Genomic DNA, 22827 nt, shown 5'->3' on the forward strand with positions numbered 1-22827 from the left:
GTAATGCCGCTAGGGGGGCGTGAGAGACGCTTATGCTGGCGTTAGGGTCTACGAGGAAGGGAATCGCGGACCAGCGGTTTCAAGGCGCGACGCCTCGAGAAGTGCGTCGCTGGGCTCACATTCCCACTTCGTTACAATTCGTCGTAAGTATTTCAGTTGTAATGCAAAAGACCAGGAAGTTGTCTTGACCTCTGGCAACGCATTCGCGAGCTTGCGCTTCAATTTTGGAGGCGAAGCATGGCTCATATCGTCCTGGTGCATGGATCGTGGCACGGCAAATGGTGCTGGGAGTTGGTCACGCCTTTGCTGGAGGAAAAAGGGCATGTGGTTCATGCTCTCGACCTACCTGGCATGGGCTCGGACCCCACCCCTTTAGGGTCCGTCACGCTCGAAACCTGGTCGGTCTGGTTGGAAGGGTATTTACGGCAAATGCCAGAGCCTGCGATTTTGGTCGGCCACAGTCGCGGTGGACCTGTCATTAGCTGTACCGCTGAACGTGCACCCGAATGCGTCGCGAAATTGGTCTATCTTGCCGCCCTGCTTCTACAAGACGGAGAGTCGTGCCTTGATCTCTATTCCTCCGAGACGCCGCCCGAGGCGATACTCAGTCATCCCGACATGATCCAGATCGCCAAGGACGGAACCTCAACGCTCGACCCGAAAAGTGCTGGGGCATGCTTTTACAACCTTACCCCGCCGGACCTCGCCCGACGCGCGGCGGCGCGACTCGGGCCAGAACCGCATTGGGTGCTAAGCGAGCCGATACGGGTGACTGCCGATCGCTTCGGAGCCGTCCCTAGAGCCTATATCGAAACCACGCAGGACGAGAGCTTAGCGATCGCTTTGCAGCGCAAGATGTATGGTGCTTTGACCTGCGCGCCGGTGATTTCGCTCAACACAGATCACTCGCCGTTCCTGTCTTCTCCAAAAGAATTGGCCGATGCGATCAATGATTTAGCGGTTTCCGCTCGGACATGATTGGCTGATAATCGTGCGGCGGCGAATTCAATCACTGCGGCTGACGCGGTACCGTGGACGATCCCGCCCGAGGCAACCGCCGTGTCGGTTCGGGTCAGGAGGCCAATGTGGTGAGCAGCCGCCGCGCTCGCTCGATATCCGGATTGTGATCCGTCACGGGAAAGTCGGCGTAAACAACCTCGACCAGCTCGCGCGCTTGATCACGCCGCCCGCTCATTTGCTGTAGATCTGCCAGATCAAGGACCGCGCGCAACTCCCAAGCTTTGGCGCCTTGTTGGCGGGCGACGTGGACCGCTTCCGTCAGAATTGCCTCGCTCGCGGCGAAATCGTTATCAACGCGGCGCACGATCTCGGCTTTGACGCGGAGTAGTTCCGTCATCGCATAGCGCTCGCCGTTTGCAACACATCGAACGATCGTTGCGTCGATTAGATCGCGCGCCTCAGGGTATCGGTCGCCCAGCATTAGACCGCGGGTGAGAGCGAGAGAGAAGGTAGTGGTCAGCAACTCGTATCGGGCTGCGCGTAAGCGTGACAAGCTCTCTTCCAACGCGCTCAGCGCGGCGTTAGCGTCTCCTCGCTGGATTGCCAGCTCGCCACGCAGGCCCCCGGCCGCCGCGATATAGGGGCCGAGCGCATTGACCTCGGCGCATTCCGTGAACGCCTGCAGAGCTTGTTCTGCCGCGTCAAGATCGCCCACCCAGAGATGGACCGCAAGCGACCAAATGAGTGCAATGCACTGCGTAACCGGATGATCGAGCTCCGTTGCCTCGTGCACCGTCTGGCGCGCGATCACGTCGGCCTGAACCGCGTAGCCTGACAGCCACATTGTACGAGCAAGCGCGATCGCAGAGCGGTTTCGGTGATCGAAGCCGTAGCGGATTGTCCGGCCGCGCTCAGATGGCGGGCTGTTCTCCAGGGAAAGTTCCAGATCATGGCGCGCGCGGGTCTGATCGCCCGCCAGATGATGGGAGATGCCGGACAGTGAATAGGCGACGCCGAGCGCTTCCGATTCGCCGATGCGTTTCGCGATGCCCACGGCGCGCTGCGCATAGGAGGCGGCAACTTCATATTCCCCGATCCGCTCGTGGAAAATGTGCAAGCGCCCCAGCATGCACAATTGACTCCAGCGGTCGTCGAGTTCGGTCGCCACCTCCAGCGCGCGGGTCAGCGCGCCACCCGCCGCGGGGCTGTTGCCGCGCGTGAACATCAGCGAGATGCCAAGCGCGCCTTGTAGCTCCAGTTCGATCGCGGTTCCGCGTTGGGTGTCGTCAAGTTCGCTGAGCGCGCGCGCGCACCAAGTTCGGCATTCAACAAGGTGGGACAGGTTTAGGAAGACCGGCGCACTGGCCGCGGCGAGCCGGACCGCGATTTTCGAATCGCCGTCACGGCTGAAGCTCCAGTCAAGCGCGCTGCGGATGTTGCCGAGCTGCTGACGCAACGGGCGGGCATCCTGGAGAACATCTTCATCCTGCTCAGTAGCGACCTCGAGCTCGTTCAGAAAAAAGCTGGCATGACACTGCGCAGCGGCATCGAAATATTCCTGTCCCCGCGCGCGCAGCTTCGCTCGCGCATAGGCCCGCGTCATCTCCAAGAGACGATAGGTGCCCGCGCCGCGGGCCCGCGATGCTGCGATCAACGACTTCGACGTGAGATTGTCCAGCGCGACGGCCACTTCGTCCGAGCCGATCTCCGCGTCGGCGGCGATCTCAAGTGCGGCGTCGATGGCAAACGGTCCTACAAAGAGGGATAGGCGCTCCAGAATGACCTGCTCGGCCTCGGGCAGAAGATCATAGCTCCAGTCGAGCGTGGCCTGGAGTGTCTGCTGGCGCGGCCGCGCCGTCCGCCGGCCGGTCCATGCGAGGCTGAACCGCTCCCCTAGCTGGCGCGCTGTCGCAATGATCCCGTGCGTCGCGACTCGAACTGCTGCGAGTTCGATCGGCAGCGCCATCCCGTCGAGCCGCTTGCACATATCGGCGATCAATCGGGCGGACTCCTCATCCACGTTCAACGCACTGTCAGCTGCGGAGGCGCGCTCGCAAAATAGCTGCACCGCCGAATATGCAAGAAGCCGATCGAGAGAAATGTCAGCCGGGTCCTCCGGATAGCGCAAGGCGTCCAGGCGATGGACATGTTCACGGCGGACACGCATCGGCTCGCGCGATGTTGCCAGGACACGAACATTTGGCGATTCATCTATAATGCGTTCGACGATCTCGGCCGTGGGCGCGATGACATGCTCGCAATTGTCGAGGATCAACAGGAAGCGCCTGTCGCGGATGTGGCCAAGGATTACGGCAAGGGGATCCTCGCTCTGCACCGAGATCCCCATTGCGCCGGCGATCATCGATTGCACCACGGCTGGGTTTTCGAGCATCGCAAAATCGACAAACGCCACCTGGTCCCGGAACTCCGCGAGGAGCTCATGACCTATTTCGACCGCGACCGACGTCTTTCCGACGCCTGCCGGGCCGACGATCGTAAAAAGCGGGGTATTGACGACGCGATCTATCAAAAGCTGAACGTCACGCTCGCGCCCAATTAGGTGGGTAAGGCGTGGCGGGAGGTTGCTCGTTCCCGAGAGATGCTGAGGGCCGCTATCCACCAAGTCGGCAGGCGATGGCTGCGTTGCCCCGCCGGTCGTCGCAATCCTTTCGAACGGCGCGACGAACGCGTAGCCGACGCCGACCTGAGTCGCGATGTACCTTGCGCCATGCTCCCCGTCGCCCAGGAGCTTGCGCAGCCCGGCCATGTGAAAGCGCAGGCTGCCGTCCTCGACGACGACGTCGGTCCACACCCGCTTCACCAGTTCGCGCTTTGAGAGAACCTGCCCGGGCTGCTCGGTCAGCACGAGGAGCAGATCGAAGGAGCGACCGCCGATATCGACGGGTTGACCATCCCTGGTCAGCAATCGCTCGCTTGGCGACAGGCAGAACGGACCGAAGTAAATTCGACCGCTAACTTCCCTGTATTTTGAATCTGCCACGATCTCGTCGTTCCTCGTGCAATTTTCTCTGGTCCACAGCCTTCAGCCGGCTGGTCGATGTTGCCAACGCTTCGATGCTGCTCACGTCCGAATTGGCCACGACCCTCGGGCCTTCGGTGCGGTTTGGCTAGCGCAGTTATATCATCAGCCTACGTTGCTGCTACTACATGTCTTGCTGCTTTTGATATAGAAATTACCGGATCTGCGCCAGTTTGGAAAATCAAGCCGACAGGCTTGGCGCATTTGTCCTGCGCGAACTCGGTCGAACTGCTGAGGCCGCCCCAGCGATCGCGCTCTTCCTGACGTGACTTTGCCGCTGCGCTCGATGGCTCCGATGGCATCGCTACCGGGTGGCTGTCTCAGCGGCGGCTCATGCGCCGCAATGACCTCAAGAACAGCCCTCGCGCCGGGTTGGGGATCGCCGGGCTGGCGGCCTTCATAGGCTTGCTGCATGCGAGCGGCTTTGCCCACCAACTCGTCATATTCGGTCTGCCCGGTTTCTATCGTGATAGAGGATCCGTCGAAGTCGGTCGTGAAGCCACCCGGTTCAATGACGGTCACTCTGACGTTGATTAGCCTCATCTCCGCAGCGAATACTTCGGAACAGCCTTCGACAGCCCCATTTGGCCATAGAATAGGGCGCCCGCCCAATCGCGGCCAGCGGACCGCCTACCGACGAATTGGATGATGTGCCCGCTACGGCGTTCGCCCATGTGCGAGATCACGGCCTCGGTCATGAAGATTATGCCGAAAAGGTTATTCTCGAGCTTTCGCCAGAAAGAGTCGAGTGTGGTGTCCTCCCGCGAGCCGACGTCATCGTACCCGCATTGTCGACAAGAACGTCGGACGAGCCGAAGCGGTCGATCGCAGTTGCCACCTCGGACCGCGCCGGATTTTCATCCGCCACGTCGAGCCGGACCGTGGTAAGGTGCTGAGGAGGAGCTTTCAGCGACAAACGCTGGCCGTGATTGGGCGGTCGCGACCAAATTGTCGCCTGCTTTCAAAATCCTTTGGCGGGGGGCGCGTCCGAAACCGCGAGAACCTCCTGTAACCAGGCAAGTCCGGCCCATAGCCATTCCCTTGCTTCAGCTCAGACAGTGATAATATTCGAAAAAGGCCGCGATTGAGCAGTTGTGGCGTGATGAACGCCGTGATGTCTCGCCATCGCGCGGGGCGCGTTTGTCAGCAGCGACGCAGTTTCGCGGCCTCGATCTGGACGAACTAACACGAACTAACTGGCACACGCCGACGCTTTCGCGATTGTAATTATTCCGGCTTGTAGCGGTGCTCGAGCCGGGCTCTGCTCCCGGTCGAGCCGCGACAACCATGATGGAAGTGCCGATGCCCCCAATTTCCCCGGCGGCCCAGCAGCATCTCTGCGACGCCGAATGCGCCTGGAACACGGGCGACTTTAATGCAATCGTGCTTAGCAACACTATTGACTGCTTGTGGCGCAATCGTGTGCATTTCCTCTGGGGGCGCGAGCAGATCAGGACCTTCGTCGAGCGGTCGGCGCGGCGGGAGATAGACCGGCGGGTCATTTACGAACCCTGGGCCGAGGGCGATCGCCGTCTGTCCGTGCGCTTTGCGGCCGAGTTTCACAACGACAGCGGGATCTGGTTCCGCGTCTATGGCAGCGAGGATATGGACTTCGACGATACTGGTCTAGTGAAGCGTCGGCTCACGGCGGCAAACGAGCATCCAATCCAGGAACACACGCGCGCGTTGCGCTGGCCCTCCGGCCAGCGCCCGCTCGATCATCCGACGCTCACAGAGCTGGGCTACTAGCTAGTCCGATGCCCCTCCGCGCATGCCGGCGCCTCCTCCAGCAGATCAAGGTCCGGCCCGCGCGCTTCTCCTATGCATTCCTGAGGCGCAGATTGAGCATGTATGTAAAGGACGCATACAGGTGATCGAGCGGCCGATCTCGAACGAGGCGACAACTGTTAGAGCGACCGCCTATAGCGTGCATTAGATTCGCTAGCGATGGGCGCCGTGCAGGCGGGGTGTCAATTTCATATAGCAGCTTTCAGCGGCTCGTATGTTTGCCGGTATTGTTTGGGACCGACGAAAGGGACTAGGAGGTTACGGACGAGAGGTGGGAGCTTCGCCGCCCGAGACATTGCATCCGTCATCGCTTGAACGTGAGCTACCCTCGGGCGCCGCCGCGATTCGTACGCGCTGAGGGCTGCGGGAAAGTTCGAATTGGTGGCGATGGTTTCGCCCAGAACGATCGCATCCTCGAGCGCGAGCGCCACACCTTCTGCCCATATCGGTGCAGTTGCATGTGCGGCATCGCCGATCAGCACCACGCGCTCCTTATGCCAACAGTCGAGGCGCACCTCCTCGAGCGGCGAATGATAAAGTCCGCTTGGTCGGGCCAGCGCCTGCATTACCGCCCGCCGCGCGCGCTCCGGGAATTCGCGCGTCAGGCAATCGAGTGCTTGTATTGAGCTGCTGTGACTGGTCGGCCGCGTGAGCGCCGCCCAGCCATATACTTCGCCGTCGCCGACGGGCATGAGAAGCATCATACCATCGGCGCCTGCCCAGACGGTCCAGCATTCGACGCCCGGATTGGGCGCCATGAATCGCCAGCTTCTGTCGGCGAGTAAAGCTTTACCGCTTCCCGAACTCGCACCAAATGATTCCGAGCGTATCTTCGAGTGGACTCCATCTGCGCCAACGACAAGCGCTGCACTCAGTCTGGTCTCGTTCTGCAAGACAAGCTCGGTCCGCGTCGCATTCTCCGAGATCGATTGCACATCGACGTCGTAGAGCAACCGGTTGTGGGGTAGGCCCTCAGACAACATCGACAAGAGGGCAGAGCGCCGAATGCTTCGCGGATGAAGCGCGGCCCCCCAAAAGGCGTCTTCGTCGACCTTGAACAGCAGCTTGTCACGGGCGGTGCGATATTCACGTCGTCGCAAGGGGTGACCGATCTGCTCGATCTGATCGCCGAGACCGAGCTTGATTAGTGCCTGAATGGCATTGCCCGGCAAGTTGACGGCCAGCCCGCCGTCCCATGGGTTCTGTCGGCGTTCGACGATGCGATAAGGAATGTCTTTCGCCTGAAGCACGCGCCCAAGCGCGAGCCCCGCAATGCCCCCTCCGACTATCACGATCTGATCCTCGTAAGAATGCGGCAAATTATTGTTCCTCAATACTTCCGGACGGGGTCCGAATAAGAGCGCTGCCGGAGAAGCGAAACCACGTGATGGTTACGCCTGTCACGCGGCGTCCCCAGCGGTTCGACCATCCCGGCGCGAAGTAGATTTAAGGTCAGGACTCTTTGATCAATGCTAGAAGATAACGGTGGCAGCGAGTGCGATGGCGGAGAAGGAGGCAGTCGGACACGGGTCGTAGCGGCTGGCAACGCGGCGCCAGTCCTTCAGGCGGCCGAACTTGATTTCGATGCGGCTGCGACGTCGGTATCGGCGCTTGTCGTAGGCGACGGGCACAAGCCGAGATTTGCGATCTGGGATTCAGCGCGGAATGCCCTTTGCCTGAAAGCATCCCTGAACCAGTCGGCGTCCTAGCCGCTGTCGCCGAGCAGCCACTGCGCCTTAGGCAGATTGTCGAGCAACGCGGCTGCAGCGGTGTAATCGCTGACCTGGCCAGCGGTCACGAGGAAACTTAAGGGGCGGCCGCTCGCATCGGTGACGGCGTGAAGCTTGACGTTCATGGCGACTTTGGTCTCCCGATCAGCCGCCGGAGATCCCCGTCCAACTCGCAGGCTCGATGCCGTGCGGTGCGCCTTCAATTAGGTCGCATCGATCATGACGGTTTTCGGCTCCGGACCTTCGACCGCCAATCCTTCCATCGTGCGGAGAAAGACACCTATCGCGCGCCAGCGCTTCCAGCGCTTTCAGCGATTATAGAGCGTCTTGTGCGGACCATAGTCCTTGAGCGCATCGCGCCAGCGCAAGCCGTTGCGATTGACGAAAACGCTGCCGCTCAGCACCCGTCGGTCATCTACTGTTGCCCCGCCATGGCTCATGGGGAAGTGCGGCTGCAGTCGAGCGATGTGCTCGTCCGTCAGCCTGTCAGCCCGTCAGGTCGCTCATTTAAGGTCTCCTCGCGGAGCCTGAAGCAGATCGTGCTTGTCACAGCAATGGGGTCCTGACCTTAGCGCGATCTTGCACACTCACCCTTACGAATGGATCGCCACCACACGGGTGGGGCAGGCGAACGCCTGTCCGTCCTTGGCTGCTTCCTAACCGAGCGGGCGCCCAACACGGCGCAGACGCAATAAAGTTCAGATCGCGGGAGTCACACGACTGCCACCTCGGCATCAAATTTGTAGCCGATCCCGCGCTCGGTGCGGATGAACCGAGGCGCGCGTGGATCGGCCTCGAGCTTCCGCCGCAAACGCAGTATCTGAACATCGATGCTGCGGTCGAACACGTCTTCATGGACCCGCGTCGCCTGCAGTAAATGTTCCCGTGACAGCGTCCGGCGGGGGGCCTGCACGAAGGCGCTGAGTAGCGCAAATTCGCCCTTCGTCAGCGGTACTGTCTGTCCCGCCGGCGATACGAGCTTTCTCTGTCGCTGATCAAAAGACCAGCCGGCGAAGTGAAAGGTCACATCGCGCTGCTTGGCCGGGCTGAGGCGGTCCATGGTGCGACGACGCAGCGTTGCGCGCACTCGCGCAAGCAATTCGCGAAGACCGAAGGGTTTGGTGAGATAATCATCGGCGCCTAGCTCCAAACCAAGGACGCGATCTATCTCCTCTAACCGATTGCCCGTGATCAGTATCACCGGGACAACGCTTTTTGCCCGTAACTCGCGCAGAATTTCGAACCCGTCGTCCTCGCCGAGATGAAGATCGAGCACGACCAGGTCTGGTTCGCGAACGGCAAGCGCGTGCATCAATTCCTTCCGGCCGCCAACTGCTGTTGCGCGCAAGTTATGATCGACGAGATAGCCGACGATCACCCGCTGCATGGCGGGATCATCATCGACGACCAGGATGCGTGCGGCCTTCACCTGCGTTGTGAATTCTTCCGCGTCGATGAACGCCACCAGATACTCCTCGATACGTGTCCATGCCAAATCAGAGGTGCATGGTGGCATAAGAGGGCGATCGATCTGGGATATTGTGTGCCGACGCCGGGATATTTCGCGTTAGCCGCTGCGAGTGCGGTGCTGACCTACGCCGGATTGGAGCACGTCAAACCGACCGATACACCGAGCGCCAATCCCCAAAAAAAGATGGGGGGTACGGCATGTGCGAGATCTGCAGCTGCCCTTCCTCCATTCGGCGTTTGTACCAGAAGGTCCGCACACGGCGTCGCAATACCACGGTAAGAATGGCTACGATTGTAACGCTAATCATGTTGATGTTTCGTTCAAGCGTTTTAATTTTTTCCGAAAATACGTAAGTTAAATATTCTGCTTCGTTCATATTATAATGTTCGGCTAGCTTATTGACCAAATAAAACAAATAATATTCGCGCGTTAGACATCAGAGTAGTGAAATTCAAGTAACACCGGTGGTTACAAAATGTTAACGCACATTGTTCATCGATTTGTCAATTCGTTTGCACATGAGCGATCTGGCTTGGGTGACACCCCTTAAAGGTGAGGCGCTCGAACCGATCACGCCCGAAACAGACGGGTGGTTCGCGCATGCCAAAGCGCAGCTGTTTTTGGCCTACCAAGACGAGCGCGTGGTTGGCCGCATTTCGGCGCATATCGATACGCTGGGGTTGACCATGCCGGCTAACCAAGGCTTTGGTCCCGGGGTTGGCCAGTGGGGCCTGCTGGAGGCCGAACACGAAGAGGTTTTCACTGCGCTCCTTTCCTACGGCGAAGATTGGCTGCACGGCCAGGACATGAAACACGCGCTTGGTCCAATCACTATGTCAATCTGGGAGGAGCCCGGTCTGCTGATTCAGGGTTATGATCATCCGCCAACGATCATGATGGGCCATGCCAGCCCGGACTACCGCGCATGGATCGAGCGTGCAGGGTACGTGGGCGTCAAGCAGCTGCTGACCTACCAACTCGACATCCGCCCGGAGTTCCCCAAGATTATTCAGCGGATCGTTAAGTCGGTGAGGCCAACCCGCGCATCCGCATCCGCATTCGCCAAGTCGACAATCGTAAGTTCGAGGAGAAGGCTGCGATCATTCTCGAGATCTTTAATAACGCCTGATCGGACACATGGGGATTCATTCCGCTGACTGATCCGGAGATCTGCGACGTTGGGACTAAGCTCAAGCCAATCGTGTTCAACGGTCTGGTGCGCATCGCTGAACTGGACGGAAAGCCAGTGGCGGTCATGATCACGCTGCCAGATCTTAATGAAATCATCAAATCCTTCAAGGGCACTCTTCTCCTTTGGAACTGGGCGAAGCTCCTGTGATGGCTGCGTTCGCCGAAGGCACGGACGGTGCGCGTGCCGCTGATGGGCGTGGTTAAGGAGTTACAGTCAACGCGCCTCGCAAGCCAGCTGGCTTTCATAATGATCGAATATATCCGGCGCGCGGCGGTGGCGACGTATGGTGCCTCGCGCGGTGAGATTGGCTGGATTCTCGAAAACAACCAGGGAATGCGCTTGATCGCCGAGGCGATCGAGAGCCGCGTTAACGAGGTCTATCAAACCTATCGAAAGGCCCTGTGAAAACGCGTCCTGTGACTGTGAGAATCATATCAATAATTCAATAATCATGGCGCTGACAAGCTATTTAGACGATGCAATATATCAAGAGCAGCTTGGGTCTGAACAGCTAGCAATTTGCTGAAAGGCCTTTTCTATTCGCCCGACTGGGCCGATATTTTCGCCAGCTGGAGGGCACGCAGATGACTTCGCTGTCTCGCCGCATGATCGGCAATTACTAATCCTGCAGACAGGCTATATGTTGGACCCTACAAACGTCGTCAAACGGCATGAGGGCATTTCAGCGATTTTCGGAATTTCCGAAGCTCAGCGTGATGCGGTGCGTTGCAGTCGGCTTACCGATGATCTGTTCAACGATTGAGAAAAGTCGCTACTTGATTTCGTAATGGCGCTCGTCAAGTACTGCTTCCGAACGAATCGGCGTTACCGGAGGCGAAGCATTTCATCGGCGAGCGAGAATTGGTCGAGATCGTCGGTGTGCACGGATTTGCCGCCACGGTCGCCGCCGTTAACCGCACCTTTCAGGTCGAGGGAGATCCAGTGAGCGGCGAGGACCTGTTGCGCTTCGGGCAGACGGTTGCGCGTGCCTAACAACTGATTGTCTTCCAAGCTTTCCCGCAGTAACCTTCGGGATCAGCCCCGCGACGAGAGGCAAACGCATCAGCGCCGCAGCCCAGGCAATCTCGCGTGCGTCGGCGTGACTGCGCACCTGCTGCCGGGTCGTCCACATCGGTAACGAGCTTCGAGGTCGACGGCTTTCAGAACACATCGCGTTCACCACGACCGCGGTTGCAAGTCGAGGCTTCGCATCGGTTCCTAGTGTCATTGTTTCAGGCGTAACTAGGAAAAGACCTTTCGAATTAAAACTGAAATAACGATCCGACATCTTCTCTTCCAACATTACCGACCCAACCGATTCGGTGTGGTAAATAATGCTTCGCCGTAGCTGCGCGCCGGGGCTTGAATGCAGAGGAACGAGCTTTGCGCTACATCGGCTTATCGATTTTTTTGGCGGGTCTGGCACATCCGGCTGTGGGGCAGTCGAACACGTCATTACCGGGCATTGTAACTGAGGCGGGGAAGCCCGTGGCAATTACGCACGTCATCGTCGTGGACGGGACCGGCGCCGCGGTGCGCCCAGACCAGACTGTGATCGTTAAAGGCTCGCGCATCATCGCTTCTGGGCCCGCTGGGCACATTAAAATCCCAAAAATCGCCCAGGTAATTGACGGCCGCGGAAAAAGCCTCATCCCCGGCTTGGTCGGGATGCACGAGCATATGTTCTACGCATCACCCATCGCGGGGCCGCCAATTCCGATTGAGCAGTTCGTAACTGCCCCGCGCCTCTATCTTGCCAGTGGCGTCACCACCGCGCGTACTGCAGGTAGCATGGACCCCTATGGCGATCTAGAACTGAAGCGCGGCATTGACGCTGGGAAAATGATTGGCCCGGATTTGACGCTGTCGACCCCTTATTTAGAGGGCGCGGTACCAGCGGTCCCAACGATGCACGCGCTTTCCGGGCCGGACGACGCCCGCCGGCTTGTTCGCTATTGGTACGATCAGGGCTTCCGCTCAGTGAAGGCCTATGCGGACGTCTCCGCTGACGAGCTGGCGGCAGGCATCAACGAAGCGCATAGCCTAGGCCTCACGGTGACGGGGCACCTCTGCTCGGTTGGCTATAAGAATGCCATGTCGCTCGGCATCGACAATTTCGAGCACGGTCCGTTCGTGTCGCCGGATGGCGATCTTGATCGAGAACGCAAACCCGACCTGTGTCGCCGCCTTGACGGCCCCCAGACCGGCCGCGCGGTGCTCGGGCACATCACTACAAACGTTTCGCCCAACGATGCCGAGGTTAGTGACCTGATTCAGCAGATGGTTCGCCAGCACGTAGCGCTCACATCGACGCTGGCCGTACTAGAGGGCGGGACGGACATGTCCGAGAAGCGCCGTGCCAGGCTTCAGGCGCTTCTACACCCCGCCGTGTGGACCTATCTGAACGAAGCCTCGCCGGAGCGGGCGGCACGCGGAGCACTCTTCCTCCAGGCGATGCGCAAGGAAATGGCCTTCGAACGTGCGTTCGTTAAGGCGGGCGGCTTGCTTATGGCAGGGTGCGATCCCACCGGCGATGGCTTTACGCTTGCCGGGTTGGGCGACCAGCGCAACGTTGAGCTCCTCGTCGGCGCCGGTTTTTCCGTTCCCGATACGATTCGGATTGCAACCCTTAACGGCGCGAAATTCGATGGGAAATCGGATGAGATCGGCAGCATCGAGGTCGGAAAACGCGCAGACCTTGTGCTGCTGAACGGCGATATCTCGCGCGATGTGACGGCAATAGAGGCGCCTGCAATCGTCTTTAAAGCCGGCGTCGGTTTCGATTCTGCAACTCTTTACAAAAGCGTGACGGGGCAAGCGGGCCTCCACTGATGCCCGAAATCGATAGCGGCGGTCTCGTTATCACCATCGGTTCAGCGAAAGAGCAGATACGATGCAATTTCTATCGAATTTTCTGGACACTGCTCAGGCACATCCAAAGAACGTTGCGATCTTCTGGAAGCAGAAGCTTTGGACCTATGCCAAACTGCTAGATGACGTCGATGAGATGGTCGACGCGCTGGTAGATGCCGGTGTGCAGCCCGGGGACCGTGTCTCCATCAGCATGCAGAACTCGCCTAATCTCGCGATTAGCCTTTTGGCCTGCATGCGAGCCGGTTTTGTCGCCGCGCCGATAAACACCCGCTTTAAGGCGACCGAAACGCTGACCGCGCTCGATCTCATTGAGCCGACGCTGCACTTAGGATCCGGCGGAATGTCCGCCGATCTCTCCGGTATCAGCGCGCAGGCGCTTCCTTTCGAAGCACGCGTGATACTGGCCGATGAGGGCGGTGCGAGCCAAGCGATGAAAGCAGCTCGGGGTAGGGGCGGTAATCGGCTGCGATCGACCGCCAATGACGTCGACGCGCCCGCTCTTCTTTTGCCCACGTCGGGCACCACAGGGAAGCCGAAAATCGTCGCTCACACCCTCGCCACGCTTGGCGCCATTACCGAGCGATACGGCGCTTTGGGGCTGCGTGACGACGACGTCATGCTGAATGTAGGCCCGATGATTCATGCCGGAGGTCTGTTCAATTTCTTTGCCAGCCTCGTCCGGTCCGGCCCGATGGTGATGGTCGGCCCATTCGAAGCAGGCGCTGTGCTGAATGCGATTGAGTTCCGCCGATGCACCTGGATGAAGGCGCTCCCCTTTGCGTTCAGGGAACTAATCGACGCGCAGCATGAGCATCCGCGGGATGTAAGCTCGCTGCGTTTCTGCGTCGCGAGCGGCGACACCGCGCCTGCCCGGCTTCACCGCGATTTCGAAGCGACGTTTGGGCTCCCTCTGCACGCGTGCTGGGCCTCGACGGAGGCGGCCACCAGTCTGTCGTTCGGCGCCCCGGGCGATTCGAGCTACGCGGCAATTGCGCCCGGTCAGATCGTCCTGCGCGAACTGGATAACGAAGCTGGTGACGACCTTGCCCTTGGCGAGTTGCTGGTTCGTGGACCCCATGTCTCTCCTGGCTATTGGTCGGCGGGGGCCGTGCAACCCGGTCGAGGTTGGTTCGAGACGGGAGACGTCTTCCAACGCCGCGAGGACGGCACATTGTCGTTCGTTTCGCGCCAAAAGAATCTTATTATTCGGGGCGGCTCCAACATCTCACCTCTTGAAGTCGAGGAAGCGCTCCGGACCCATCCCGGGGTGTCGGATGCGGCCGTATACGGTGTTCCGGACGAGCAGCTCGGCGAACGCGTTGGCGCGCTGATCGAGCTGGCCGCCTCATCTTCCTTCAGCCTCACAGACATTCTTGATCAGCTGCGCGGCCAGCTGAGTGAATATAAAGTGCCAGAGATTGCCACCATCGTTCTCAAGCTCCCGAGAAACGGAAACGGCAAAGTTGATCGGGCGGCGATCTCACAAATACCGTTCACTTCCAACGTCGCTGCAAAGACGGACATTTAACGGCTTCATTGCCACCAAATTTTCAAGACGGCCGCACAGATCATCAAGTGTTCTAGATATCTCACCAGGTGTTTCAAAGTAAACTAAGGATTATTAATAGTGACCGGTGTAAGAGATTGGATGTCCCAAGACTACGATGTCATCGTTTGCGGTTCGGGCTCGTCGGGTTCGGTTGTCGCACGACGCCTCTCGGACAGGGCGGACCTGAAGGTGCTGCTGATCGAAGCCGGTGGCGACGATCGGCGTCCCAGCATCATCGAACCCGGCCGATGGCCCGAAAATCTCGGCAGCGATGTTGACTGGGGTTACATGGCCGAGCCCGGCGCATTCATCGACGATCGCTCCATCCCGATGTCCATGGGCAAAGTGTTCGGCGGCGGCTCGAGCATCAACGTTATGATCTGGGCGCGCGGACACCAGCGCGACTGGGATCATTACGCCAAAGTCTCCGGCGACGCCGGCTGGGGCTATGAATCCGTTCTCGGCATCTATCGCCGGATCGAGCATTATTGCGGTCTGGCCGATCCGCAGCGGCGCGGCGCAGGAGGGCTAGTTACAGTTACGCAGTCGGCGGATCCGCATCCCGTCGCTCAGGCGCTCGTCGAAGCCGCCGCCGAGACCGGTATCCCAACCTTTGACAGCCCCAATGGCGTGATGATGGAATCGCGCGCCGGTGCGGCTTTCTCGGACGTCAGACTCGAAGGGGGCCGCAGGCTTTCGGTTTTCGGATCGTACATTCGGCCGGTGCTCGATCGCCCGACCCTGACGGTGGTAGACGGCGTTTGCGTGCGGCGCGTGCTCTTCGACGGCAAGCGCGCGACGGGCGTCGAGATCGAAGTCGCGGGAACGGTGTATTGCGTTCGGGCGACGTCGCAAGTGGTGCTGTCGACAGGCGCGATCAACACACCGAAATTGTTGATGCTGTCAGGCATTGGCGATCGCATGACGCTCGATGCTCACGGTATCGCGACACTTCGGCACCTGCCAGGGGTCGGCCACGGCCTGCAGGATCACACTAATTTCCCGATGGTATGGGCACATCCGGAACCGATTCATCCGCACGGAAACGGTAGCGAGGCAACGATCTACGCTGCCACGGCGTCGGCAAGCGACGGTCCCAACGTTGTAATGTGCCAAGCCGAGTTTCCGCTGTGCAGTCCCGAACTCGCGGAGCGTAGCGCCCCTAAATATGGGTGGTCGCTCGTGGCGGGCCTTTCGCAACCCAAAAGCCGGGGCCGGGTCGCCCTAGCCAGCTCAGACCCGACCGCGGCGCCTATCATCCATCTGAACGCGCTTTCGGATCCCGAAGACCGTGCAGTCGCCTACGAGTTGCTCGAACTCGTCGAGCAGATTGGCGCAGCGCAACCTCTTGCTCGTCTGGGCGCGCGGGAGGCGGTTTCGCCGCGCGCGTTGGGGATGAGCGCGGATGCTTTCGTTCGGCAGAGTGCGCTGCCATTCTGGCATCAGAGTTGTACGGCCCGTATGGGCCAGGACGATGACTGCGTCGTCGGGGCCGACCTGAAGGTGCATGGCGTGCAAAACCTCACAATTGCCGATGCATCAATTCTGCCGCGTATTCCCGCCGGCAACACGATGGCCCCCAGCGTGATCATCGGCGAGCGCGCCGCCGAGATCTTGGCCGCGGAGCTGGGATGATGTCACGGGAAATCGCGCCGCCCCGCCCCAGCGCCACGGCTGGCAGCCGGTTCGGCCTCGCACTGTCCGCCTTACTAGTAGTGCTTCTGGTTGCCGACGGTATGGTCGATCTCGTCGCAACTGAACTGGTGCGGCCCCAGATGGAAGCGACTGGCTTCCCGCCGTCGCTCGCCATCCCGATCGGGTGCATTATCTTGGTCTGCGCGGTACTGTATGCGATCCCCAGCACCGCCGTCCTGGGGGCAATCCTTGTCACCGCCTTTGCAGGTGGCGCGATCTGCACGCATTTGCGCATGCAGGAGGTCGGTTCGCCGCCGGAATGGATCTCAGTGTTTCTGGGCGTGCTTGCATGGGGCGGGCTCTATCTTCGGGATGATCGCGTGCGTGCGTTGCTGCCCCTGCGTTGATACGATCCGGTGCGCGAACTGACACCAATATTGATCGCGCCCTCAAAGCGATGATCAAATATGGCATATTGGTTCTTGACCGGACGTTCCGGAATGTCTAAATGGATGTCATGAGCCGTCCCAAAGAATTCGAAGAGATAGTCGCGCTAGACGCGGCGATGGAGACGTTTCGGGAGCACGGTTATGAAGGCAGCTCGACCGCCATGCTAGTGGACGCGATGAAGATCGGCCGTCAGAGTCTCTACGATACTTTCGGCGGCAAGTGGCAACTCTATTTGGCGGCCGTGCGTCGCTATGGTCTTATCGAAACCAGTGCCCATATTGGGGTCTTGAAGGGAAAGCCAAAAGCGATCGACGGAATTCGGGCGGCGATAGAGCGCGTAGTGCGGGACGCGCGCGTCGGCTGTCTCGGGGTGAACTCCATTTGTGAGTTCGGTGAAAGCAAGCCGGACCTGCGGGACATAAGGGCGACGGCGGGGCAGGCGCTTTGTACTGTATTCGTCGCGCGCATCCGCGAGGCGCAAGCAGCGGGTGATGTCGCAGCGGACCTCGATCCGGATTCCGTCATGGATTTTCTGTCGGCGAGCTTTGCGGGGATCCGTGTTGCTGCGCGCGGTGGTGCACATGACAAGCAGCTCGAGGCGCTTGGGCAACTCACGTTTCGTGCGCTGATCTGATTTTTTTTGATAAGTTCTGGAACATTCGTTCAATTAAGGAGACTGAAGATGAAGGCCGTAGTTATGAATGGTGCTGGCGGAACAGAGGTTTTGCAGTATGTCGAACAGCCAGAGCCCGTGGCGGGTGCCGGCGAGGTCTTGGTCGCGATTGCGGCTGCGGGTGTCAACTTCATGGATATTGGCAAGCGCCGCGGCATGGCGAGCGGCGGCTACGATCCGACCATTCTCGGCGTCGAGGGCGCGGGCCGTATCATCGAGCTCGGCGAGGGCGTGACCGACTTCGCGGTCGGCGACCGCGTCGCTTGGGTGTACGTTCCGAACAGCTATGCCGAGCGTGTCGTTATCCCAGTCGCGGCCCTCGTGAGGGTGCCCGACGACATTGACGACCGAACTGCGGCGGCAGTGATGATGCAAGGCCTTACGGCCAGCCACTTCACGACCGATTTCTATCCTGTCCAAGCGGGCGACATCGCGTTCGTGCATGCCGCAGCCGGCGGTCTTGGCTTGCTGATGACGCAGATCATCAAGATGCGCGGGGGCACTGTCATTGGGCGTGTATCTCATCCCGACAAGATCGCGATCGTGAAGGAGGCTGGCGCGGACCATGTCATCGTCGATTCCGAGGGTAAGTTCGCCGAAGAGGCCCTCCGCCTGTCCGGGGGAGAGGGCGTTCACGTAGTCTTTGATGGCTCGGGTCCAACAACCTTCCAGGGGTCGCTGGACGTGCTCCGCCGCAGCGGGACCTTTTGCTGGTATGGACCGGTACTCGGCGGACCTGGCGATTTGAATATCATGAGCCTGCCGAAAAGCATCAAGCTAGGCTATGCGGTGTTCATGGACCATATTTATACGCCAGATCTACTCCGGGCACACGCCAAGCGCCTGTTTGACTGGATTGCTGGCGGCGAGCTGAAAGTGAACATTGGCGCAACCTATCCGCTTGCAGAAGCCGCGCGTGCCCATGCTGCAATGGAGAACCGCGTGACAACAGGCAAGCTGCTGCTGATCCCCTGACGTCGTTGAAGAGGAACGTCCGCCCAAGGGTAATCCTTGGGCGGACGCTCCTTCGTGCAAGTGCCGACGCAACAGATGCGCATCGCATGCTCTCTTGGTTCTGCGACGCGAGAGACCCTGCGGCGGGATGCGAGATTTGCGTCCGCGCCTTTTCGGAAAATAGCGATCGGGCAACCGGCAGTTTCACCTGAAACATAGCGCCGCCGTTGCAACTGCAACGAACCAAACAGCGCGTGAAGCGCCGTTGAAATCCCGCAAGCCGAGGTTCTCGGGCGATACGACGACGGCCATCTCCGTCGCGCCTAAAGTCGCGAGTTTCCTAATGCCCATCGATATCCTTGTTCCGTTTATAGTTACCGCAACGGTGCTGACAATGGTGCCGGGTTTGGACACCGCGATGGTGTTGCGTGCTGCCACGATACAGGGTGCGCGTTACGGGGTCGCGACAGCGTTCGGCGTCGCCCTTGGCTGTCTCTGTTGGGGAACGGCCGCCGCCTTTGGCCTCGCTGCGCTCCTCCACGCCTGGCCATTGGCATTCCTGGCGTTGCGATGGACCGGGGCCCTATATCTCGCCTGGCTTGGTGCACAGCTGGTGATGCGGCCCCGGAAGGCTCTCGTTCTAGAAGCAGGCGGCGACCCGGGCGATGGTCTTTGGACGGCAGCGCGCCGCGGATTCACGACCAACATTTTAAATCCGAAAGTCGGGTTGTTCTATCTTACTTTGCTGCCACAATTCGTGCCTCACCAGGCGCGGGGTGGGGGTATGGCGTTTCTGCTCGCTACGCTGCAGGTCGCTATCGCGCTCGTATGGTTTTCGACGCTTTCAGCCCTCGCGCACGGCATCCGCTCGTGGCTGCGGCGCCCAGGCGTGGTGGTGGCGCTCGACCGGGTAACCGGCGGTATTTTCGTGCTGTTGGGCTACGAGTTAACGCAATTCACAGGATTGCACGCGTGAAGGAACGGCCAGCACCAGACGCGTCACGCTCGGGGCTGGCCGCAAAAACGTGCAAAAGGCGTTCCGCTGCCGCGAGCAAAACGGACGCTGGCGCGGTAACGTCCCCGGTTAGACGTTGATGCCCCACTGCTTGGCAAGGGTCGCGTTGTCCTGGTCGATCGTCTTGAAATAAGCGGCCACCTGATCGCTCGACATTCCCTGCGAACCGTTGGAGCTGAAACGGTCGCCGGGATGGCGCGGATAGACCGGTGCGGCCTTTGCCTCCTGACTATCGATAATACCGTCCTTGTTCTTATCATAGGCGTTGAACGCGTCATCGAGCGAGCCTGCCGAACGAAGGTCGGCGGGGGTCAGCGTGCCGGTCCCTTTAATGACGGGCAGTTTGAATTCTTCCCGAGTTATCTTGCCGTCACCGTCGTGATCCTTGCCGGCCGTCGCCCACGAATAGCCAGCCGCTCCGATCGCCGAACTTATAGATTCAACCATATAATTTTCCCAAGATTTGCAGCTCAGCATTGACAAAAATTGATGTAGTTTCCGTTAAACCGTAGACTCTGGTCCTGACGGGGTCGGCGTTTCGAGAGCGGGTTCAAGCGACGGGTGCAGGTTTCGCGGCATTACCGCCTGACGGCGATTGTCTTTGCGACATTGGGACAGGGCTTGCAGATCATTCAAGGCTGGCAAAGGCGCTGCGCTCACAGCCGAACTCGACCGCGCTTTCGTAAAGCCGATGGTTGGGCAGTTTCGCGCGTTGGCATCGCTGATCGACAGCTACCGCCCGGACGGGGTGATCGCTGAGCACTTGGTCCGCGGCGCGGCGCCGCTTATGCTCTCTGCGACCCGCCCGTTCGTCGCGTCGTGCGGGGTCATATTCCTAGGCTTGCCGCGTGAGGACGGTCTGCCGCACGGCTTCGGGCTAGGTCTTGTTCACATATTTGGTTAGCCAGAGCTTGCCAGCGGCGACCGATAGGAACCCGGGGAAAAAGGTGGCGGTTGTGTCGTACCGGGCGCGCTGCGTCGAGATCGTTGCTGTCGGTTGAACAGGCGCTCGACGTAATTGCAATCGCGGTAGCGTCGGAAGTCGCAAGCGGACGGCGTTCGACGGTTCGCCTTGGGTAGAAACGATCTGGAGGATGCCGATCCGAAGTAAGCCTTCGCGGACGGGGGCACCGTCATATCCCTTGTCGGCGAGCAGGACCTTGGGTTTGGCCAAAGGCATGTCGAGCAGGGCGAACACGCCCCGGTAATCCGACGCGTCGCCGCCCGTCAGGACAACGCCAAGGGCGCCCCTGACCGTCACAGCGGACGTGGATTTTGCTCGTGAAGTCGCCGCGGCTTCAATCAAAGCCTTCTTTATAGGCGCCCCTTTAGCGCCCGCTGCCTGAGAATGGCCGCAGACGATTGTGCTGTCCATCATGTGCTGCCAGTCGCCGGTCAGCCTGAGATCAACCAGCGTGGCGTTCATCGCGTCCCCCACACCAAGCTCGGCCCAGCGCCAGAAACGGACATAGTCGACGTGCCATTTGGCCATAGCGCTCACGCATGTCACGCCGGGGGCAGCCAACGCACAACGCATGCAGCATGCCGCTCAGGATCCGCCGGTTGCCGTGGGATAGTCGGGCTTTGCTGTCGCATTATGAAGGCAGCAGGACCCCGATAATCGACCATTCCGCGTCCGACACATCCCCTCGACCCAATGCCGCCTCCAAAAGGCAGCTTGATGATGTGGACGCCCCCGTACGACCGACAGTTGCTATGCTGCCGGCCGGTCAACCGAGAGGAAGAGGAGCGTTTACAATGACGATCACCACAATTGGGCTTGATCTGGCGAAGAGCGTATCCCAGGCACATAGCATCGACGAGAGCGGCACCACGGTGCTGGTAGAGAAGCTGCACCACAAAGCAAATGGTGCCTTTCTTCTCGAAGCTACCACCCTGCTTGATCGCGATGGAGGCTTGCGCAACCGCCCATTACTGGGCCTGCACGCTTGCAGCGTTGGGCCACGAAGTCCGCCTGATACCGCCATCGTACGTCAAGGCTTACGTAAAGCGGGGGAAGAGCGATGCGCTGGATGCCGAAGCGATCTGCGAAGCCGTGCAGCGGCCCACCATGCGGTTCGTGCCGGCCAAGACGATCGAGCAGCAGGGCATTCTTATGACCCATCGCGCCTGATCGCTTATCGTACGGCAACTAACTATTCTCGCCAACCCCTGCGAGCGCATCTTGCTGAGCTGGGCCACGTTGCCAACCCCGGCATCGGCAACCTCGCCAAGCTGGCCGAGCAGGTGATGGCTGACAGGGATGCCATGCCATCCTACGCTCGTACGGCATTGGAGATATTGATCCGTCAGATCATGGCCGTCAGCGCCGAGATTGCGGAACTGGATCAGCAGCCTGCCACTTGGCATACCGAAAGTGAGGCCAGTCGCCGACTTCCCACGATCCCCGGCCTCGTCGCGGCAACAGCAATAGTTGCAACCGTTACGGATGCCGAGCAGTTCTCTTCAGGCAGGCAGTTCGCCGCCTGGCTCGGTCTGACACCGCAACAACACTCAACCGAGGGAAAAACCAGACTTGGCGGCATCTCCAAGCAAGGCGACCGATACCTACGCCGATTGCTCGTCGTCGGGGCTACCGCAGTCATGCGCCACGTCAAGGATAAGCCAACGCCGATGGCAGAGTGGATCAGGAAGCTCTCCGAGAAAAAACCCTTCCGGCTCGTCTCGGTGGCCCTGGCTAATAAACTCTCTCGGATCGCTTTGGTCGTGCTGACCCGCAAAGGGCCTATCACCCTTACGCCAATTTGACCTGATAACCCCAGGTCACCCGAAATGGTAATGGCAGTCGATGATGAGTAACGATCGAGCCAATGGTGAGACCAACCCGTCTGATTCAATGCGCTTCAACGCGCGCCAGCCTGTTTAGGGAACTCACCGGCGGATTTCCATCAGGGCCATCGGTCATCACAACGCCGCACAAACAGGCCGGACATATGAAAGCGACCGATCAAACCCCTCCCGACAAAATGCCCTTGCCAAGGGGGCGTCCACATATGAATCCAAGATTGCGTCGTTTGAGAATCCACTTTGTCGCCAGGGCATAGGGTTCTGCTTACCTGAAAAGGCCGCGGGTTTCATCAAGGCGGGCAATACAAGAGCGAATCTGCCAGGTGTGTGGCATTGCTGCCGCTCAGGTGCCGGACGTGATGATCTGCATCGCGCACGGTGTTGGTGGCATGTTCGCGACCAACAGTAACGATCCTATTTTCGAAGGAGATGTTTTGATTGTGTGGCATTCCAATCACTGCTTGAGGTCGGACACGAAATGACACGCCCGCATGCGCCTCGGCTGTCCACCGTGTACGCGCGAACAACTGCGCCCCAGGCTCTCCCGCGATGGCACATTGGCCGCGGAACCGAAGCCTGCAGCGCCTAGGCTGGCGCTTGCGCTCATTGCCGGTTCAGCCGAGAGGATGGTTACCGCTGTAGCGATTGGGTGACGCGCTGACATGGATGGGAAATCGGCTGGCTCTAT

Annotated in this window: 16 protein-coding genes and 3 pseudogenes; 11 read left to right on the forward strand and 8 right to left on the reverse strand. The window is 59.7% G+C overall.

Annotated elements, in window-relative coordinates; translation table 11 throughout:
• The first annotated feature begins 237 nt into the window (after nt 1-237).
• Entirely contained in the window at nt 238-978 is a 741-nt protein-coding gene (locus RH90_RS18420; protein WP_010187871.1) for an alpha/beta fold hydrolase, read from the forward strand.
• A 94-nt stretch (nt 979-1072) separates the two neighbouring features.
• On the opposite strand, the gene RH90_RS18425 is transcribed toward RH90_RS18420, so the two are convergent.
• Both RH90_RS18425 and RH90_RS24010 read right to left on the reverse strand, forming a co-directional pair.
• Nucleotides 1073-3961: an ATP-binding protein gene (locus tag RH90_RS18425; protein ID WP_037493730.1), complete on the reverse strand. Its 2889-nt coding sequence runs from the start codon at nt 3959-3961 to the stop codon at nt 1073-1075.
• Between the two features lie 144 nt (nt 3962-4105).
• Nucleotides 4106-4522 (reverse strand): hypothetical protein, encoded by a 417-nt coding sequence (locus RH90_RS24010; protein WP_198283466.1) that lies wholly within the window; start codon nt 4520-4522, stop codon nt 4106-4108.
• Between the two features lie 765 nt (nt 4523-5287).
• On the opposite strand from RH90_RS24010, the gene RH90_RS18435 reads away from it, so the two are divergent.
• Nucleotides 5288-5749, forward strand: coding sequence for a DUF1348 family protein (locus RH90_RS18435; RefSeq protein WP_010187876.1), 462 nt, complete (start codon nt 5288-5290; stop codon nt 5747-5749).
• Nucleotides 5750-5976: 227 nt separating this feature from the next.
• Here RH90_RS18435 and RH90_RS18440 read toward each other — a convergent pair whose 3' ends face one another.
• The 3 genes and pseudogenes from RH90_RS18440 to RH90_RS18455 form a co-directional block, all read right to left on the reverse strand.
• The gene (locus RH90_RS18440; protein ID WP_010187878.1) at nt 5977-7107 is read right to left on the reverse strand and encodes an FAD-dependent oxidoreductase; all 1131 of its coding nucleotides are present in this window, start codon (nt 7105-7107) and stop codon (nt 5977-5979) included.
• 153 nt (nt 7108-7260) lie between these two features.
• Nucleotides 7261-7958, reverse strand: a pseudogene (locus RH90_RS22745) (IS5 family transposase).
• A 272-nt stretch (nt 7959-8230) separates the two neighbouring features.
• Nucleotides 8231-8983 (reverse strand): response regulator, encoded by a 753-nt coding sequence (locus tag RH90_RS18455; protein WP_010187882.1) that lies wholly within the window; start codon nt 8981-8983, stop codon nt 8231-8233.
• Nucleotides 8984-9477: 494 nt separating this feature from the next.
• Between RH90_RS18455 and RH90_RS18460 the strand changes: the two are divergent.
• Nucleotides 9478-10586, forward strand: a pseudogene (locus RH90_RS18460) (N-acetyltransferase).
• 420 nt (nt 10587-11006) lie between these two features.
• On the opposite strand, the gene RH90_RS18465 reads toward RH90_RS18460, so the two are convergent.
• Nucleotides 11007-11192, reverse strand: coding sequence for a hypothetical protein (locus RH90_RS18465; RefSeq protein ID WP_010187884.1), 186 nt, complete (start codon nt 11190-11192; stop codon nt 11007-11009).
• Nucleotides 11193-11564: 372 nt separating this feature from the next.
• Between RH90_RS18465 and RH90_RS18470 the strand changes: the two genes are divergently transcribed.
• From RH90_RS18470 to RH90_RS18500, 7 genes are all read left to right on the forward strand, one after another.
• Nucleotides 11565-13013, forward strand: coding sequence for an amidohydrolase family protein (locus RH90_RS18470; RefSeq protein WP_010187885.1), 1449 nt, complete (start codon nt 11565-11567; stop codon nt 13011-13013).
• Between the two features lie 61 nt (nt 13014-13074).
• Entirely contained in the window at nt 13075-14583 is a 1509-nt protein-coding gene (locus tag RH90_RS18475) for a class I adenylate-forming enzyme family protein (protein WP_010187887.1), read from the forward strand.
• Nucleotides 14584-14703: 120 nt separating this feature from the next.
• Nucleotides 14704-16239 carry a GMC family oxidoreductase gene (locus RH90_RS18480; RefSeq protein ID WP_010187891.1) on the forward strand — a complete coding sequence of 512 codons (1536 nt, stop codon included), beginning with the start codon at nt 14704-14706 and terminating at the stop codon, nt 16237-16239.
• A complete protein-coding gene (locus RH90_RS18485; RefSeq protein WP_010187893.1) occupies nt 16239-16646 on the forward strand; it encodes a DoxX family protein in 408 nt (135 codons plus the stop codon). The genes RH90_RS18480 and RH90_RS18485 overlap by 1 nt, the downstream gene beginning before the upstream one ends.
• 101 nt (nt 16647-16747) lie before the next feature.
• A complete protein-coding gene (locus RH90_RS18490) occupies nt 16748-17323 on the forward strand; it encodes a TetR/AcrR family transcriptional regulator (RefSeq protein WP_010187894.1) in 576 nt (191 codons plus the stop codon).
• A 48-nt stretch (nt 17324-17371) separates the two neighbouring features.
• Nucleotides 17372-18337, forward strand: a complete 966-nt coding sequence (locus RH90_RS18495) for a quinone oxidoreductase family protein (RefSeq protein WP_010187896.1) — start codon at nt 17372-17374, stop codon at nt 18335-18337.
• A gap of 322 nt (nt 18338-18659) precedes the next feature.
• Nucleotides 18660-19292: a LysE family translocator gene (locus RH90_RS18500; RefSeq protein WP_037493735.1), complete on the forward strand. Its 633-nt coding sequence runs from the start codon at nt 18660-18662 to the stop codon at nt 19290-19292.
• 108 nt (nt 19293-19400) lie between these two features.
• On the opposite strand, the gene RH90_RS18505 is transcribed toward RH90_RS18500, so the two are convergent.
• Together RH90_RS18505 and RH90_RS23190 are read right to left on the reverse strand one after the other, a co-directional pair.
• Nucleotides 19401-19778, reverse strand: coding sequence for an EF-hand domain-containing protein (locus RH90_RS18505; protein ID WP_010187900.1), 378 nt, complete (start codon nt 19776-19778; stop codon nt 19401-19403).
• 430 nt (nt 19779-20208) lie between these two features.
• On the reverse strand, nt 20209-20823 hold the full coding sequence (locus tag RH90_RS23190) for a transposase (protein WP_010187902.1): 615 nt from the start codon (nt 20821-20823) through the stop codon (nt 20209-20211).
• 266 nt (nt 20824-21089) lie between these two features.
• Here RH90_RS23190 and RH90_RS18515 point away from each other — a divergent pair.
• Nucleotides 21090-22100: pseudogene (locus RH90_RS18515) on the forward strand (IS110 family transposase).
• Nucleotides 22101-22827: the final 727 nt, after the last annotated feature.

Origin of the sequence: Sphingomonas sp. PAMC 26605 (assembly GCF_000241485.1) — a bacterium.
In the GTDB taxonomy this organism is placed as follows: Bacteria; Pseudomonadota; Alphaproteobacteria; order Sphingomonadales; family Sphingomonadaceae; genus Sphingomonas.

Excerpts from the sequence above, each read along its gene's own strand:
- RH90_RS18420 (WP_010187871.1), top strand. The coding sequence starts at position 238 with ATGGCTCATATCGTCCTGGTGCATGGATCGTGGCACGGCAAATGGTGC.
- RH90_RS18435 (WP_010187876.1), top strand. The coding sequence starts at position 5,288 with ATGATGGAAGTGCCGATGCCCCCAATTTCCCCGGCGGCCCAGCAGCAT.
- RH90_RS18475 (WP_010187887.1), top strand. The coding sequence starts at position 13,075 with ATGCAATTTCTATCGAATTTTCTGGACACTGCTCAGGCACATCCAAAG.
- RH90_RS18480 (WP_010187891.1), top strand. The coding sequence starts at position 14,704 with ATGTCCCAAGACTACGATGTCATCGTTTGCGGTTCGGGCTCGTCGGGT.
- RH90_RS18485 (WP_010187893.1), top strand. The coding sequence starts at position 16,239 with ATGTCACGGGAAATCGCGCCGCCCCGCCCCAGCGCCACGGCTGGCAGC.
- RH90_RS18490 (WP_010187894.1), top strand. The coding sequence starts at position 16,748 with ATGGATGTCATGAGCCGTCCCAAAGAATTCGAAGAGATAGTCGCGCTA.
- RH90_RS18495 (WP_010187896.1), top strand. The coding sequence starts at position 17,372 with ATGAAGGCCGTAGTTATGAATGGTGCTGGCGGAACAGAGGTTTTGCAG.
- RH90_RS18500 (WP_037493735.1), top strand. The coding sequence starts at position 18,660 with ATGCCCATCGATATCCTTGTTCCGTTTATAGTTACCGCAACGGTGCTG.
- RH90_RS18505 (WP_010187900.1), bottom strand. The coding sequence starts at position 19,778 with ATGGTTGAATCTATAAGTTCGGCGATCGGAGCGGCTGGCTATTCGTGG.
- RH90_RS23190 (WP_010187902.1), bottom strand. The coding sequence starts at position 20,823 with ATGGCCAAATGGCACGTCGACTATGTCCGTTTCTGGCGCTGGGCCGAG.